General features: G+C 61.6%; 13 protein-coding genes. 8 read left to right on the forward strand and 5 right to left on the reverse strand.

All coding sequences use genetic code 11. From position 1 onward, the window contains the following. Positions 1 to 33 precede the first annotated feature (33 nt). The gene (locus FHT79_RS27730) at positions 34 to 1,662 is read right to left on the reverse strand and encodes a globin-coupled sensor protein (RefSeq protein ID WP_183904529.1); all 1,629 of its coding nucleotides are present in this window, start codon (positions 1,660 to 1,662) and stop codon (positions 34 to 36) included. 726 nt (positions 1,663 to 2,388) lie between these two features. On the opposite strand from FHT79_RS27730, the gene FHT79_RS27735 reads away from it, so the two are divergent. Further along, positions 2,389 to 3,810, forward strand: a complete 1,422-nt coding sequence (locus FHT79_RS27735; RefSeq protein WP_183904530.1) for a glycosyltransferase family 39 protein — start codon at positions 2,389 to 2,391, stop codon at positions 3,808 to 3,810. Positions 3,811 to 3,816: 6 nt separating this feature from the next. On the opposite strand, the gene FHT79_RS27740 is transcribed toward FHT79_RS27735, so the two are convergent. Further along, positions 3,817 to 4,122 (reverse strand): helix-turn-helix transcriptional regulator, encoded by a 306-nt coding sequence (locus FHT79_RS27740; RefSeq protein ID WP_028755572.1) that lies wholly within the window; start codon positions 4,120 to 4,122, stop codon positions 3,817 to 3,819. Positions 4,123 to 4,156: 34 nt separating this feature from the next. On the opposite strand from FHT79_RS27740, the gene ybaL reads away from it, so the two are divergent. From ybaL to FHT79_RS27765, 5 genes are all read left to right on the forward strand, one after another. Further along, the gene (ybaL, locus tag FHT79_RS27745; protein ID WP_097631198.1) at positions 4,157 to 5,977 is read left to right on the forward strand and encodes a YbaL family putative K(+) efflux transporter; all 1,821 of its coding nucleotides are present in this window, start codon (positions 4,157 to 4,159) and stop codon (positions 5,975 to 5,977) included. Positions 5,978 to 6,031: 54 nt separating this feature from the next. Beyond that, on the forward strand, positions 6,032 to 6,412 hold the full coding sequence (locus FHT79_RS27750; RefSeq protein ID WP_183904531.1) for a hypothetical protein: 381 nt from the start codon (positions 6,032 to 6,034) through the stop codon (positions 6,410 to 6,412). Positions 6,413 to 6,498: 86 nt separating this feature from the next. Beyond that, positions 6,499 to 9,048, forward strand: coding sequence for a protein translocase subunit SecD (gene secD / locus FHT79_RS27755; protein WP_047613572.1), 2,550 nt, complete (start codon positions 6,499 to 6,501; stop codon positions 9,046 to 9,048). Between the two features lie 162 nt (positions 9,049 to 9,210). Further along, positions 9,211 to 9,927, forward strand: a complete 717-nt coding sequence (locus FHT79_RS27760) for an ATP-binding protein (RefSeq protein WP_168332640.1) — start codon at positions 9,211 to 9,213, stop codon at positions 9,925 to 9,927. 126 nt (positions 9,928 to 10,053) lie between these two features. After that, positions 10,054 to 10,805 (forward strand): IS5 family transposase gene (locus FHT79_RS27765; RefSeq protein WP_183904532.1). Its coding sequence is split into 2 segments (ribosomal slippage): positions 10,054 to 10,384 and positions 10,384 to 10,805, totalling 753 coding nucleotides; the frame shifts between segments, so codons are not numbered across the junction. 112 nt (positions 10,806 to 10,917) lie between these two features. Here FHT79_RS27765 and FHT79_RS27770 read toward each other — a convergent pair. The 3 genes from FHT79_RS27770 to FHT79_RS27780 form a co-directional block, all read right to left on the reverse strand. Continuing rightward, a complete protein-coding gene (locus tag FHT79_RS27770; protein WP_028755577.1) occupies positions 10,918 to 11,355 on the reverse strand; it encodes a response regulator in 438 nt (145 codons plus the stop codon). A 30-nt stretch (positions 11,356 to 11,385) separates the two neighbouring features. Continuing rightward, positions 11,386 to 12,090 (reverse strand): LuxR C-terminal-related transcriptional regulator, encoded by a 705-nt coding sequence (locus tag FHT79_RS27775; protein ID WP_028755578.1) that lies wholly within the window; start codon positions 12,088 to 12,090, stop codon positions 11,386 to 11,388. Between the two features lie 482 nt (positions 12,091 to 12,572). Beyond that, positions 12,573 to 12,950, reverse strand: coding sequence for a response regulator (locus tag FHT79_RS27780; protein WP_047615205.1), 378 nt, complete (start codon positions 12,948 to 12,950; stop codon positions 12,573 to 12,575). A 192-nt stretch (positions 12,951 to 13,142) separates the two neighbouring features. On the opposite strand from FHT79_RS27780, the gene FHT79_RS27785 reads away from it, so the two are divergent. Next, positions 13,143 to 15,281 (forward strand): PAS domain-containing sensor histidine kinase, encoded by a 2,139-nt coding sequence (locus FHT79_RS27785; protein ID WP_028755580.1) that lies wholly within the window; start codon positions 13,143 to 13,145, stop codon positions 15,279 to 15,281. Then, complete coding sequence (locus FHT79_RS27790) at positions 15,268 to 15,693, forward strand: response regulator (protein WP_028755581.1); 426 nt, start codon at positions 15,268 to 15,270, stop codon at positions 15,691 to 15,693. The genes FHT79_RS27785 and FHT79_RS27790 overlap by 14 nt, the downstream gene beginning before the upstream one ends. The last annotated feature ends 2 nt before the right edge of the window (positions 15,694 to 15,695 follow it).

A 15,695-nucleotide genomic window follows, 5' to 3' on the forward strand; every position in this document is an offset into this window, starting at 1 on the left:
CGAGAAGACGAGCTGAGGCAATCATCCGATAGGTTAGTAAACATTCCGCCCACCTCCGACGCTTGCGAAGGGCTTCGGAACGCCAAAATCATCATTTTCATAGGCGTCTTCGACCGGTGCCGGACGGGCAGAGGCTTCGATGGCGCGCGGCGGTGCGGCGCGAACCGGCGCCGGGCGCCCGGCATTGGCGTTTTCCCGAGCGATGCGGAACTCGCGAACCGTCTGGCCGAGCTCGAGAATGACGGTGTGGAGGTGGTCGGCGCCCTCAGCCGAGCGCTCCGCCAGGCCGGCACTCTCCGCCACCTCGCCGCCCAGACCCTTGACGTCTGATGTGACGCTGTCGAGGCTTGCGGCATGTTCGCCGGTTCTCGTTGCGATGCCGGCGATGGCGGCGTTGATGTCGGTGACCTGACGCACGATGCTGCCGATCGAATCCTGTGTGCGGCCGACCATCTGCACGCCGGCGTCGACCTGCGCCTTGGTCGTCGTCACCAGCGTCTTGATCTCGCGGGCGGCTTCGGCCGAACGCTGGGCAAGGGCGCGGACTTCCTGGGCGACGACGGCAAAGCCCCGGCCGGAATCGCCGGCGCGCGCGGCTTCGATGCCCGCGTTCAGCGCCAGAAGATTGGTCTGGAAGGCGATCTCGTCGATCGCGCCGATGATCTGGCCGATCTTTTCCGCCGACTGTTCGATATCGGCCATGGCGCTGATCGCGCGACCGACGACCTCACCGCTTTCCTCGACCGCGGCGCGCGTCGAGGCGGCTGCCTGTTCGGCGGCGCGGCTGTCGGCCGCACCGTCGCGAACACTGCCGGCAATGCCGGCAAGGGCGGCGGCGGAAAGCTGCAGCCGGTCGGCCTGGCCGGAAGCCGTGCCGGCGAATTGCCTGGACAGGCCGGCAAGCGAGCCTGTCGCCGCTTCGGCTTTGAGCGTGCGCTCTGTGATCGCGGCAAATTCCGCCTGAAGTCCGTCCAACGCGCCATTCAGCGCGGCGGCGATCCCGGCATGGTCGCCGTCGACGGGCGCGCGGCGTGTCAGGTCGCGGGCAGAAAGACCTTCGATGACATCGCCGAAGATCCGGGCGATCTCAGCCTCGTTGTCGGCGCGCTGATCGGCGAGCGCGCGGCTCTGGGCGGCGCGCAGCGCGTTGAAGCGCAGCGAGACGGCAATTTCCACATCGACCATGACGATTCGGATGATCGCCGTCATCAGATCGGAGATTTCACGGCCGCGGCGCTTGGCCGACGGCAACAGCGGACGGCCGGCAATCTCCTGGGCAAGACCGGAAACGACATGCTCCAGCATGACGCCATGGCCGGCGACGTGCCAGCGCGGGTCGAGGCCCATCTTGTTTTCGGTATCGGAGAGCACCTTGACGCGCTCGGCATAGAGACTGTCGAACCGCGCATCCGTCAGCACGTCCCAATGCGAGGACTGCAGATCATGTAGGCGCTCGACCTGACGCTCGCTCTCGAAATTGCGCGAGGCGTCGGGGAACGACTGGAATCGATGGAAGAGATCCCTGAGCCCCGCCTTCAAATGGGCTTCGAGGGCCGGCCGGTTGCGGCGCACCAGCTCGCACTGGTCGGCATCGAGACCAGCAAAGCGCAGGCGGTCGCGCAAGCTGCCTGCCTGCGCTCCACGAGCCTGATCTGATGGCATGTCCTGCCTCAATGCCTGTCCCCAACCACATTCCGGGCGACGGCCCGGCGAAAAACCTGCGCAGCATCCGTTGAACGCGAAGCGTGGAGACGGTTCTCACCACCGGTTACAACCGGCGGATCGAAGCCCCCTGATCAGCTATGTTTCGGAGCTGTCTGAAGAGATGGATACCGGATCAACCCGGTACGGCGGGACGGCGTCATGCCTGGTGGGAACGAGTGCATCTTCCCATTCCGACGTGTAAACCAATGTTTATGGTTAATTCCTTGCCTGAAGGTTAATAAGCCTTTCGCAGGACAGGCTTTTGAAGCAATTCAAGGCAGTTGGCTGCAAATACTGTTGCGGAGTTGCATGGCTGCTACAAGGCACACGCAAGCTCCGTGGTATATGCCGGTAGATAACCAAGACATGACGTCGACAAGGACAGGGCAATGATTGTTCTCGGATTGGGTTCCTGCTTGATAGCAATGACGCTGCTTGCAGCCGTCGCCCTCCTCGATTTTCTCGCTGCACACCGCGATACCCGCACGCTTCGGGTGTTCTAAGCGCGTCGCGCTTTCAGATACGCTCCTCGCGCTCCGGCTCCTTATTTCCAACGCATGTCGTTATCGCAAAACCGCTACACAGTTTTGTGCGACAGGCTGTAGACCGCCCCTTCCCCGTTGGCAGTCCGGCACCTTTGGTGTATCGCACTCGCGCCTTTCATGTCAGCGGAACTATTCGTTCATGTCCCCCAGATCTGGTCTCCTCATCGTTCTCAGCTTCACGCTCTGGCGCGTCGTCCTGCTCAATTTTGATGCGACGGACCTTTTCGTCGATGAGGCGCAGTACTGGTTCTGGTCGCAGAATCTCGATCTCGGCTATTATTCCAAGCCGCCGATGATCGCCTGGGTGATCCGGGCGATGACCGAGTTTTCCGGCTCCAACGCCATCTATTGGATCAGGCTGCTCGGACCGCTGATCCACATGGCGGCAGCATTGGTGCTGATGAAGATAGCAAAGCGTTTCGTCGGGCCGGAGATCGAAGGCTGGACGGGCGCCACCTACATCACCCTTCCCGGTGTGGCGCTTTCTTCGGTGTTCTTCTCGACCGACGTTATCCTGCTGTTCTTCATCGCGATCGCCCTGCTTGCCTATTTCGGCCTGACGCAGCGACGCTCGGTCGGGCTGGCGCTCCTCATGGGCCTTGGGGTCGGCCTCGCCTTCCTGTCGAAATATGCCGTGCTGTTCGTCGTTCCGGGCGGCGCGATTGCCCTCCTGCTCATTCCGGCGGCGCGCATCGCCATTCGGGATTTCATCATCGCGGTCGCGGTCGCGGCGATCGTCGCCTTGCCGAATCTCTGGTGGAACCTGCAGCACGACAACACGACGGTGCGGCATACGCAGGACATCGCCCACTGGAGCGAACTCGGCATCAATCTCCGTCGCGGGCTTGAATTCTTCTCCGCCCAGTTCGGCGTCGTCGGGCCGATCATCTTCTTTGCGATGCTCTGGGCGGTCTATCGCATGATCAAGGGCAGGAGCGACGACCGGGAAAAGATGCTGGTCTGGCTGTCGATGCCGGTGGTGGTGCTGATCACGCTGCAGGCGACGGTCGCCAAGGCCTATGCCAACTGGGCGGTGACCGCCTATGTCGCCGGGACCATCCTTGCCGTCTGGCTGCTTTACCGGATGTGGCCGAAGGGGCTGAAACTGTCGCTCACCATCAACGGCATCGCCAGCCTGCTCTTTCCGCTGGCGACGATCTTTCCGCAGCAGTTGCTGCTGCCGAACGGCGACGAATTGATGAAGCGCTATCTCGGCCGCGCCGAGGTCAGCCGCGAGGCTGCCGCACTCGCCGGTCAGGCCGGCACCGACATCATCGTCACCGACAATCGCGACATGGTCGCCGATCTTTTCTATACGCTCCGCGATGCATCCTACCGGATCTATGCGCGGGCGCCGGCGGGCCTTCCGGAGAGCTATTACGAGCAGGAATTCGCGCTCCCGGCCGAGATTACCGGCAAAGTGCTTTTCCTGACGGACGGGGGCCTCAACTGCGCCACCGAGGCGCCCGAGGTGCTGAAGAGCTGGCAGCCGACGCAAGGCAACTACAAGGGCAAGACGCTCTCCGCCTACAAGGTCTCTGCCGCCTGCCTGGCGCCCTGAACCGATTCAGCCGGCTGGATTGGGCAGGCAGAGACCGGTGCCCGCTCCCTCGATCTCGACGAATTTGACGCCGCCCTCCTCGAAGGCGAGGCGCAGCTGCGCCTCCGTCGCGCGGTGGATGTCGTGGTGCCTTCCCTCGTAGTCGCGAATGGTGCTGCGCGAGACCGCGGCCCTTTCGGCAAGATCGGTCTGGGTCCAGTCGAGCAGGCCGCGTGCCGCGCGGCAGAGAGCGGGAGTGAGAATTGTTTCCCGTGCGCCTTGACCCATGATTTTAAGTTGCCCATATTGGTCGATATAGACCATATATGTCATATTACGAACGGGATTTCCAGATCGGGAGACGACGATGCCACACGATACGCCCTTGATTTCGACAATCGTCGGCGGCCTCGTGCTGGCTTTCATCTTCGGCGCCTTCGCCCATCGGCTGCGGATGCCGCCGCTCGTCGGTTATCTCATCGCCGGCGTGCTTGTGGGGCCACATACGCCGGGTTATGTGGCGGATCAGAACCTTGCGCCGGAGTTGGCCGAAATCGGCGTCATCCTGCTGATGTTCGGCGTCGGGCTGCATTTCTCCCTGAAAGACCTGCTGTCGGTGCGCGGCATCGCCGTGCCCGGCGCGATCGTGCAGATCGCCTTTGCGACACTGCTCGGTTGGGGACTCGGCGCCTTCATGGGCTGGCCGACCGGCGGCAGCCTGGTCTTCGGCCTGGCGCTTTCGGTCGCCTCCACCGTCGTGCTGTTGAAGGCGCTGCAGGAGCGGCGGCTGGTCGAGACGGAGCGCGGCAGGATCGCCGTCGGCTGGCTGATCGTCGAGGATCTCGCCATGGTGCTGGCGCTGGTGCTGATCCCGGCCGCCGCCAGCATCGGCGGCGAGGGCCACGCTCCTGTCGAGCCGCTCTCGGCCGCACTCAGCCGCCTGTTCGACCTCGATCTCGGCATCGGCGGCATGATCGCCATGACGCTGGTGAAGGTGGCGTTGTTCGTGGCGCTGATGCTGGTCTTCGGCCGCAAGCTCATTCCCTGGACGATGCACCGCATCGCCCATACCGGTTCGCGCGAGCTCTTCCGGCTCGGCGTGCTGGCGATCGCGCTCGGCGTCGCCTTTGGCGCGGCGAAGCTCTTCGGCGTGTCGCTGGCGCTCGGCGCCTTCTTTGCCGGCATGGTGCTGGCCGAAAGCGAACTCAGCCATCGCGCCGCGCAGGAAAGCCTGCCGCTGCGCGATGCCTTCGCCGTGTTGTTCTTCGTCTCGGTCGGCATGCTGTTCGATCCGAATATCCTGATCGACAAGCCGCTGCCGATTCTGGCCACCATCTTCATCATCGTCATCGGCAAGTCCGTCGCCGCCCTGCTGATCGTGCTCGCCTTCAAGAAGCCGCTCGGCACGGCGCTGACGATCTCGGCCAGCCTCGGCCAGATCGGCGAGTTCTCCTTCATCCTCGCCGCTCTCGGCGTCGAACTCGGGCTGCTGCCGGAGGAAGGCCGCGACCTGATCCTGGCCGGCGCCATCATTTCGATCATCCTCAATCCGCTGCTGTTCTTCCTCTGCGACCGCATGCGGCCGCTGCTGGATGGTGCAAAGCGCGAAGACGTCGTGGCCGACCCTGCTCCCGCTGCAGATGCGATAGCAGCCCAGGAGGAGATGCCGTCTGAAGACGACGAGGTGCACCCGACTGCTCTCAGCGGCCACGCCATTCTCGTTGGCTACGGACGGGTTGGCAGCATCGTCGGACAGAATCTCAAGTCGTCAGCCACACCTTTTCTCGTCATTGAGGACTCCGATAAGCGCATCGGCGAGCTGAAGGTGCAGGGTATCGAAACCCTGGCGGGCAATGCGGTGATGCGGGAGACGCTCGACCTTGCCAATCTCTCCGGCGCCCGCAGCATTGCCATCGCCATCCCGAATGCTTTCGAGGCCTGCCGCATCGCCGAGCAGGCGCGCAGCGTCAATCCATCGATCCTCATCGTCGCCCGCGCCCATTCCGATGCAGAGGTCGATGAATTGAAGCAATATGGCGCCGACACCGTCATCATGGGCGAGCGCGAAATCGCGCTTGGCATGGTTGACCGGCTCGCCCAAGTGCATCATGAGAGTGTGCCCTATGAAGACGGACTTGGGCCTGATACAATTATGCCTGCGGATGAGCCTCCGCCGGAAAAAGAATGAGAGATTGGCGCGCTTTTGAGCCGATACGGGAGTGACATCGCCGGGACGGAGAAGATGGAGCTGGAGCAGCGCCGTCTGACGGGCCGTATCGCCGCCTCCCTCTTCGTCGCCATTCTTGCCTATCTCGGCCTGCTTCTCGGCGGCAACCTGATCATCTCGCCTGTTGTCACCGTCAACACACTCTCCTCTTCCGAGCGGGATCCGCAGCCGCCGCAGCTGACCGCGCGCGATGCCGTGCGCGGATTGCTTGCCACCGAGCGCAGGCTTGCGCCGAAGCAGGCGGCGCATGACGCCGGATCGCCTGCCCTTGCCGTCGCCCCGGCTCTCGATTTCGCCGGCTGGACCATGCCAGCCGCTTTTCCGGCATTCGAAGCCTCGCTTCGCGCCGCAGTCTCCAGGACCCATCAGCCGCGCGCACCGCCCGCCGCTGCCTGAGGTTTGCGCCGATCGGCGCTCCGACCGACCATTGACGACATGCCGCCAGCGCCCGAGCGCCGGCCCTCGATATCAAGGAATACAACATGCGTACTTCACCATGGCTGGTGTTCACCTATACGGTGATCATCCTTCTCGGCCTATTGATCGCCCTGCCGAACGTCCTGCCGCAATCCACCCTCCAGCGTATTCCGGCATGGCTGCCGCATGAGCAGGTGTCGCTCGGCCTCGACCTTCGCGGCGGCTCGCACCTCGTTCTCGAAGTCGACGAAGCCGACCTGACCAAGGAGCGGCTGCAATCGCTGCTTCAGGACGCGCGCCGCGTGCTGCGCGAAAAGGGCATCCAGCCGAAAGCCGTGGTCCGCAGCCAGAACCAGATCGTCGTAACACTCGCCGACGCCGCGCAGAGCGATGCCGCCGTCACCGAACTCAAGACGCTCGCCAACCCGATCAGCACCGGTCTCAGCGCCGGCCAGGCCGATCTTGATGTCGCCGCAAGCGGCGCCACGATCACCGTCGGCTTCTCGCCGGCCGGCATTTCCGCCAATGTCGACAACGCCGTTCAGCAGAGCCTCGAAGTCATCCGACAGCGCGTCGACCAGGTCGGCGTCTCCGAGCCGACGATCCAGCGCATCGGCGCCAACCGCGTGCTCGTCCAGCTTCCGGGTGCACAGGATCCGTCGCGCCTGCGCGAACTTCTCGGCTCCACGGCCAAGATGTCGTTCCACATGCTGGCGCCGAACAACCAGCCGGGACCTGGCGTGACCATGCTGAAGGACGATGAAGGCCGGTCCTATCCGGTCCTCGATCGCGTCGAAATCTCCGGCGACCGCCTTTCGGATGCTCGCGTCAGCTTCGACCCCAACACGCATGAGCCGATCGTCAGCTTCCGCTTCGACAGCGCCGGCGCCACCCGCTTTGCCGACATCACCCGCCAGAACGTCGGCAATCCCTTCGCCATCGTCCTCGACGACAAGGTGCTGAGCGCCCCCGTCATCCGCGAGCCGATCACCGGCGGTTCCGGCCAGATCTCCGGCAACTTCTCGGCCGACAGCGCCACGACGCTTGCCGCCATGCTGCGCGCCGGCGCCCTGCCCGCCAAGCTGACCGTCATCGAGGAACGCACCGTCGGCGCCGACCTCGGCGCCGATGCGATCAAGATGGGTATTTATTCCGGCATCGTCGGTTTTGCTCTCGTCGCACTCTTCATCTTCATTCTCTATGGCACCTGGGGCGTGCTGGCGAATGTCGCCCTGTTGATCCACACGATCCTGACCTTCTCCGCCCTGACGCTGGTCGGTGCGACGCTGACGCTGCCGGGCATCGCCGGTGTCGTTCTCGGCATTGGCCTTGCTGTTGACGCCAACGTTCTGATCAACGAGCGCATCCGCGAAGAAACGCGCAAGGGCAAGAGCGCCTTCGCCGCCATCGACACCGGCTTCCGCCGCGCCTATTCGACCATCATCGACGGCAACATGACGGCCCTGATCGCTGCGGCCATCCTGTTCTACTTCGGCTCCGGACCGGTTCGCGGCTTTGCCGTGACCATGGCGCTCGGCCTGATCATCTCGATGTTCACCTCGGTCGCCTTCGTGCGCGTCGCGATGATCGAGATCACCCGCCGCCAGAGGCTGAAGGTGCTGAACATCAGGCCGCTGATCCCGTTCAGCCCCTATGACAAGCATATCCAGTTCATGAAGGCGCGCTTCTTCGGCGTCACCGTTTCGGCGCTCCTGTCGATTGCCTCGGTCGTGCTGTTCATTCACCCCGGCCTCAACTACGGCGTCGATTTCCGCGGCGGCATCCAGATGTCGGTCAGGACCAGTGCCCCGGCCGATCTCGGAACCTTCCGCGAGGGGCTGAACAGCCTCGGCCTCGGCGAAATCTCGCTGCAGTCCTTCGGCGACAACAACAGCATTCTCGTGCGCGCCCAACGGCAGGAAGGCGGCGAAGAGGCACAGACGGCCGCTGTGACCAAGCTGAAGGCCGAAGTCATCAAGCTCGACCCGAAGGCCACCGTCGAAGGCACCGATGTCATCGGTCCGAAGGTCAGCGGCGAGCTTGCCTGGGCCGGCATCCTGTCGGTCGTCATCGCAAGCTTCGCGATGCTGATCTACATCTGGGTGCGGTTCGAATGGCCGTTTGCCGTCGGCGCCATCGTCACGCTGGTGCTCGATGTCACCAAGGCGATCGGCTTCTTCGCAATCACCGGCCTCGACTTCAATTTGACGGCCATCGCCGCCATCCTGACGCTCGTCGGCTACTCGGTGAACGACAAGGTCGTCGTCTATGACCGCATGCGCGAAAACATGCGGCTCTATAAGTCGATGCCGCTGCGCGAGATCATCGACAAGTCGATCAACGAGACCCTGGCACGAAGCCTCTATACCAATGCGACGGCCTTCCTCGCCCTGGTGCCGATGGCGATCTGGGGCGGCAGCGCGGTCTCGAGCTTCGCGATCCCGATGGTCTTCGGCATTCTCGTGGCCGGCGCCTCTTCGATCTTCATCGCGGCGCCGATCCTGCTCTTCCTCGGCGACTGGCGCCGCCGCCATGCCAAGGCGGCACCGGCAACCGATGCGGCAGTCGAAATCATCCCGCCAGAACAGGGCCGCCCGCGCAAATCGGCGACCTGAGAATCTCGTTGTTAACGTATCCTTGAAGAGGGCGCCGGTTGCAGAGCCGGCGCCCTCTTTCTATTGTCGGCGACTGCATTATGTGCCAATTCAAAGTGTTACCGCGTCCTTTGCGCACCTGAAGAGACGCGGCGCTGTCATTGAGATCGGGGAAGCCGCCAGATGTCATCCAACCCGACAAGACCGCCGGAAACCGCTGTCGCCGGCGACAGCGAGGAGCGCATCAAGCGTTTTCTCGCGACCGCCTCGCATGACCTGCAATCGCCGCTGCGCCACATCGCCATGTATGCCGAGCTGCTGCTCGACGATCTCGAGGAGACGCTCGACGGCGAACAGTTGCAGAGCCTCAGGATGATCCTGGAGAAAGCGCAAGCCGCGCAGCGCCTCACCAAGGCATTGATGAGCCTCGCCGGCGGAACGCCCCAGGTGACGCCTGAAGAGGTGGATCTGCAGGCGCTGGCCGATAATATCTGGGGCGAGTTGACCGACGAGACCGAGGTTCGCGGCGCGACGCTTGAAAGCGTAGGCCTGCCCTCCATCCGGACCGATCCTGCCCTGCTCGGGCTGGTGCTGCGGCATCTGCTGACCAACGCCCTCACCTATCGCAGCGAAGCGCCACCGCATGTGACGATTGCGGCAGTGCGAGAGGGCACCGACTGGTTTATCCGCATCTCCGACAATGGCACGGGCATCGATTCGGCCTATCGGGAGCGGATATTCGAGCCCTTCTGGAAATTGCCGAAAGCGGGAGCGGTTCAGGGCGCCGGTCTCGGATTGACGACGGCGCGGGAGTTTCTGACGGCGCTGGGTGGCGATATCAGCCTCGAGCATTCGGATGAAAGCGGCAGCCGCTTCATCGTCCGCCTTCCTATTGCTTGAAATCAGCAACTTCCAGCAGAAGCGTGCAGTGGTTTTGCTGGAAATTGCTTTAGGCTCCAAACCCAATCAAACCATTGATCGAATTGAATCCATGTGATTCACTGCGTCGACGATGGGAGTTTGATGATGGCTAGCGAATTCTGGCTTGATGATCAGCAGTGGGCAGTGATCGCCCCTCTGCTTCCGGCAAACCAACCCGGCGCTCATCGAACTGATGACCGCCGGGTGATCAGCGGGATCATCCATGTCCTGCGATCAGGTTGCCGATGGCAGGATTGTCCAGCCTGCTACGGGCCTTCAACAACCGTCTACAATCGCTTCCATCGCTGGTCTGCCAAAGGAATATGGCGGCGGCTGTTTGAAGCCCTGGTGCAAACAACCGATCGGGATCTTCATATGATCGACAGCACCACCGCCAAAGCCCACCGGTCGGCCGCCGGCGGAAAAGGGGGGCGGATGCCGAGGCAATCGGCCGCTCGCGAGGCGGCAGATCGACAAAAATCCATGCTGTTGTCGATGGTTGCGGCCGTCCAATTGCGCTGCGAATAACGCCTGGGCAGCGCGGCGACGCACCCGTTGCCGTTCCACTGCTCACGCCCTTGCCGGCCAGCCGCCTGTGTGCCGCAGACACCGCTTACGACAGCGACACGTTACGCGATTTCCTCATCACGCGCGGCACCGAGCCAGTCATTCCCAACAACCCGACTCGAAAGCACAGGCAGCCTTTCGACCCAGTCGCCTACAAGCGCAGAAATATTATCGAACGCACCTTCTGCCGACTGAAGGACTGGAGACGCATCGCAACGCGATACGACAAGCTCATGATCAACTTCGCTGCATCTTGCTACATTGCAGCTCTCATCATTTGGTGGACCTGATTGAGTCTGGAGCCTAAAGCAGTTCAGCTTTTAAGGGAGCGCCGAACCGCTCTATCCTTTTGTTTTTACGCAATTCCCGGCAAAACCGCTTCGCACTTTTCCTGGAATTGCTCTAGATGCTGTAGTCGTCCTTCCAGAAATCCGGGACGTCATAGGTCACATATTCGCGGATGATGTGCTGCAGCGTCTGCGCATCGATTTCGTCCTTGCCGATACGGAAATCGACGCCGTAATCGGGGAATTCCTGGAAATAGCCACCCGATATATCGGTCGAGACGACGCCGATCGGTCCGGTGTAGCCGATGCCGCGCAGTTCCGGCACCGTTTCGCGGAAATCGGCGTTCGGCAGAAGGCGGTTGTCGAGCAGGATGAGATCGAATCGCTCCAAGCGGATCTTTTCCAGCGCGTCACCGATCGAAGGCGAATATTCGACCTCGACGGCCGGCTCGGAGAGATCGGCGATCTTCTTCTTGAGCGCGCGGAATTCGATGAATTCGTCGTCGACAAACAGAACCTTGACGGCGTTCCTTCGGCCCGTTTCGGTGATCATCGTCTCATTTCCCCAATCCCGAAACCAACTTCACGACACCAAACCATTCCTCAAGGCGATCGCCACCATATGAACGCGGTTGACGGCGTCGAGTTTGCGCGCGGCCGCGGTGATGTGCGAATTGACCGTATGTTCGGAGAGACCGAGAATGATGGCGATCTCCGCCGACGTCTTGCCTTCGCTCGTCCATTTGACGATTTCCGATTCGCGCTGCGTCAGCCGTCCGGACATTTCCGGCGTCAGGATTTCCTCGTAGAGCTTGTCGAAAATGCGCATGGCATCGAGAAGCATGTCGGCGATCTCACTCTGATCGGGCTCCTGACGCTCGCCGCTGAGCACGAGGCAATAGCGCCGCCCTTCCGGCGTGAACAGCGGGATGAACAGAAAGACGCCGCTCAGGAACTCGTTGAAAACCAGCTCGGAGGGATGATCTTCCGGCTGCGCGCTCCGGCCATGGACCGGCGTTGCCAGGAACTGGGCGGACTTTGCCCGGACGGTCCCGAGCGCTTCCTTCAATGTGGTGATGAAAAGGCCGACACGCCGCTCGGCAACATTGGTGATGACAATATCGCGTTCACCGAAAGGAGCTGAAGCCTCGGAAATGCGGGCAAGCGCGAAATTGTCGAAGTTGTAATGCTGCGCCGCCGACTTCAGCAGACGGAAAAAATCGGTGCGGTTGATCGCCCGGCTCAGTTCCGGTCCGGCGTGAAAGGGAATTGCCGGGGCATTGTTCATTCCCACTCTTCCTCTCCTCCCGCCGATGCCTCCGATCCCGAAATCTTGGGATATACGTCTTAGACGCGAAGAGCTACAAAAATTGCGAGACAACTTGATGAGAGATATCGAAAACGGGGACTTTCGATATTTAAGGCGGAAATCATCAATTATCTCAACTACAGGTGATGCACGGGCAGATTTTACTGAGGGGCAGTAGTTCTTACCTGGGTATCGTAAATCTTCTCGTGTTCAACATCCATGAATGCGAGAAGGCAGTGCCAGACGTAAGCGCGAGAGAACCGATAGACCCATTCAGCTAAGGGGTTGGCTGATGTTCGTGGCGGCGAACGCGGGTTCATCGGTTCTCTCAGCGCTTATTTTGCGTTCCATTTCCTTCGCTTCGGTTGCATCTTGTGTTGCGCCCCCGACCTTGTCAATTGCGGTTTGTCGGATGCTCCAGGCAAGCGGCAGAAAACAGGCCGCCGGACTGACGTCGTTTCCTACACTTCAAGATTGAGAATGAGTGCGGCAAGGTCAAGGGGTTTTTCGAGATAGAAATCGGCGCCGGCCTCAAGCGCACGCGCGCGATCCTCATCGGCATCCGATCCGCTGCAGATAGCAAGCCGCATCGACTTGAACCGAACATCCCGGCGCAGGCTCAGCACCAGGCCAGTGCCGCTATCGAGCGGCATGTAGAGATCGGTGATCAACAGATCGGGCACGGCCTTGCCTTCCGCCGCGCGCGCCTCCAACGCCTCCAGCGCCATATCGGCTGTCGAAAAGCAGAATAGATCGACGTCTATCTGCTGCTTCCGGCTGATATAGTCGAGATAAAAGAGGTCATCCCTGCTGTCATCGACGTAAAATAGGGTCGGCATCCATCACCGTGATTGGATATTGTTCGAACGAACGTCGCTGTCCTTAGAAATCACGATACCGCGGTTTCACGAAAATTCGATATATATTACCGCAAGGCATTTCGCAAAAAGCGCGGCATCGCCTTCCCTTTGCCTATTGAGTATTCGTTGATTTCGGAAAAAATGACCGCGCAAACCAAGGAGAATAGGCGGGTGCAGGATAGCAGCGACGTGGACCTGCAGGACCAGCGAAGGCGGCACTACCGTGCCTTTGCGATTGCGGTCGGCTGCCTGATGGTCCTTCTCGGCGTGACCGCCCTTGCCGGCTGGCTGCTGCAGGTCGAGATCATCATTTCGCTGGTTCCCGGCTTTCCGTCGATGGCCTTCAACACTGCGCTCTGCTTCGTGCTTTCCGGGACGGGGCTTGCCGCCTCGACACTGACCGGCCGCCGTTTTCGAATAACGGCTACGATGACGGCGGGGCTTGCAGCGGCGTTTGCCGCAGCCCGGCTCGTGGAAATCGTCACGATCGGCCGGACTTTCCACAATGTCGACGTGTTGATCTCGCGCTTCCTGGTTCCCCCCGCTTTCATTGTGCAGATCGGCGGCGGCATGGGGCCGAATACGGCGTTGATCTTCCTGATCGCCAATCTTTCGCTGCTGCTTTCGCTTCCGGTGGAGAGGAAAAGCCAGGTGGTGCAGGAGCTGACGAGCTACGTCGTCATGACGCTCGGCATGATCGCGCTGGCCAGCTACGTCACCGATGCCGAACAGGGCTACCGTTGGGGGCCCTATGCAGCGATGGCGCTGCATACGGCGGTCGGCATGGTGATCTTCGGCGCGGGGCTTCTCGCCCGCTCCTGGTGGATGCAGCCGGCAAACCGGGCGCAGATCCCGCTCTGGATCCCGGCTGCCGTGTGCTTCACCGGGCTTCTCGTCGATCTCTATACGCCGCTGGGTGTCGCCAACGGCATTCTCTACGTGCCGCTGGTGCTGACGGCGCTCTGGTTCGGCAACAGGAACGCGCCGCTTTTCTTCGCCTTTGCCTGCACCGTGCTGCTGATGCTCGGCTTCTTCGCCGTCAGGCACGACGAGGCGACGTTCTGGCAGGAGATCGCCAACCGCACGATTACGGCCGCCACGCTCTGGCTGATCGCGATCCTCGTCTTCTATTTCATGCGCAACAACTATAACCTCGAAACCGAGCGCGTCCGCTTCGGCGCGTTGTTGCGCGGCACGCCTGATGCCGTCGTCGTCATCGACGATCGTGGAACGATCAGGAGCTTCAATCCGGCGGCGGAAAGCATGTTCGGCTACTCCCCGCAGGACACGATCGGCCGGAACATCAAGATGCTGATGCCCGAACCCTACCATTCCGAGCACGACGGCTATCTCGCCCATTACCGGCAGACCGGCGAGGAACGGATCATCGGCACGACGCGCATGGTCTCCGGACGCCGCAAGAACGGCATCGTCTTTCCGATCGATGTTTCCATCAGCACCGTCGTCACCGGCGATACGAAGATCTTCGTCGGCATCGTGCGTGATATCAGCGAGCGCGTCCGGCAAGAAGAACGGATGAAGGCGACGCTTGCCCAGCTCGAGGCCTATACGGCCGAACTCGAGCGCAGCAACCACGACCTCGATGAATTCGCCTATATCGCCTCGCATGATCTGAAGGAACCGCTGCGCGGCCTGCACAACCACTCCCGCTTCCTCCTGGAGGACTACGAAGACAAGCTCGACGTCGACGGCGTACGCCGGCTGAACCGGCTCGTACGTCTCAGCCAGCGCATGGAGAAACTCGTCAACGACCTTCTGTATTTCTCCCGGCTCGGGCGGCAGCAACTGGCAGTCAAACGCACCGACATCAGCCTGATCGTCAAGGATGTCGTCGCGACGATGGAGCTGCTGCTCGAGGAACGGCATGCCAAGGTCATCATCGACGGCCGGCTGCCTGATGTGGTCTGCGACGCGCCGCGATTGACCGAAGTGTTCCGCAATCTCATCACCAATGCGATCAAATACAACGACAAGCCGGCGCCGCTCGTCTCGATCGGTTACCTCGACCGGTTCGTCGGCCAGGACGGCACGGTTGCCCGCAACGTGTTTTTCGTTAGAGATAACGGCAAGGGCATACCCCAGGAATTCCATGAGGACATTTTCCGCATTTTCAAAAGGCTGGAAAAGTCGCAGGATTCCGAAGATGGTACCGGAGCAGGCCTCACCTTCGTTCGCAAGATCATCGCGCGACACAATGGCGATATCTGGCTGGAATCCGAGGTCGGCGCCGGCACGACGTTCTATTTCACCCTGGGAAGAAAGCGCGAGGGGCAGAATGCAGCAGCGTGACACGCAACCAATCCTGATCGTCGAGGACAGCGAAGACGATTTCGAAGCAACGATGCGCGCCTTCAAACGCACCAACCTGCGCAACTCGATCCGCTGGGCGGCCTCGGGGCAGGAAGCGCTCGACATGCTCGGCGTGATGGCACCGAAACCGGGGCTGATCCTGCTCGATCTCAACATGCCGGGCCTTGACGGCCGCAAGACGCTGGAGGCGATCAAATCGAACGCCGGCTGGCGCAAGATCCCGGTGGTGATCCTCACGACCTCCGACGACGAGCGCGATATCGAAGGCTGCTATGCGCTCGGCGCCAATACCTATGTGCAGAAGCCGGTCGATCTGGACGGGCTCTTCGCTGCGATCCAGCGGCTGAAGGAATACTGGTTCGAAATCGCGATCCTGCCGCTCGAGGACTGACA

This window comes from Rhizobium sp. BK212 (assembly GCF_014197475.1).
Lineage (GTDB): Bacteria > Pseudomonadota > Alphaproteobacteria > Rhizobiales > Rhizobiaceae > Rhizobium > Rhizobium anhuiense.

Coding starts and splice junctions, on each gene's coding strand:
- FHT79_RS27750 (WP_183904531.1), top strand. CDS start 6,032: ATGGAGCTGGAGCAGCGCCGTCTGACGGGCCGTATCGCCGCCTCCCTC.
- FHT79_RS27760 (WP_168332640.1), top strand. CDS start 9,211: ATGTCATCCAACCCGACAAGACCGCCGGAAACCGCTGTCGCCGGCGAC.
- secD (WP_047613572.1), top strand. CDS start 6,499: ATGCGTACTTCACCATGGCTGGTGTTCACCTATACGGTGATCATCCTT.
- FHT79_RS27730 (WP_183904529.1), bottom strand. CDS start 1,662: ATGCCATCAGATCAGGCTCGTGGAGCGCAGGCAGGCAGCTTGCGCGAC.
- FHT79_RS27775 (WP_028755578.1), bottom strand. CDS start 12,090: ATGAACAATGCCCCGGCAATTCCCTTTCACGCCGGACCGGAACTGAGC.
- FHT79_RS27735 (WP_183904530.1), top strand. CDS start 2,389: ATGTCCCCCAGATCTGGTCTCCTCATCGTTCTCAGCTTCACGCTCTGG.
- FHT79_RS27740 (WP_028755572.1), bottom strand. CDS start 4,122: ATGACATATATGGTCTATATCGACCAATATGGGCAACTTAAAATCATG.
- FHT79_RS27780 (WP_047615205.1), bottom strand. CDS start 12,950: ATGCCGACCCTATTTTACGTCGATGACAGCAGGGATGACCTCTTTTAT.
- FHT79_RS27790 (WP_028755581.1), top strand. CDS start 15,268: ATGCAGCAGCGTGACACGCAACCAATCCTGATCGTCGAGGACAGCGAA.
- ybaL (WP_097631198.1), top strand. CDS start 4,157: ATGCCACACGATACGCCCTTGATTTCGACAATCGTCGGCGGCCTCGTG.
- FHT79_RS27770 (WP_028755577.1), bottom strand. CDS start 11,355: ATGATCACCGAAACGGGCCGAAGGAACGCCGTCAAGGTTCTGTTTGTC.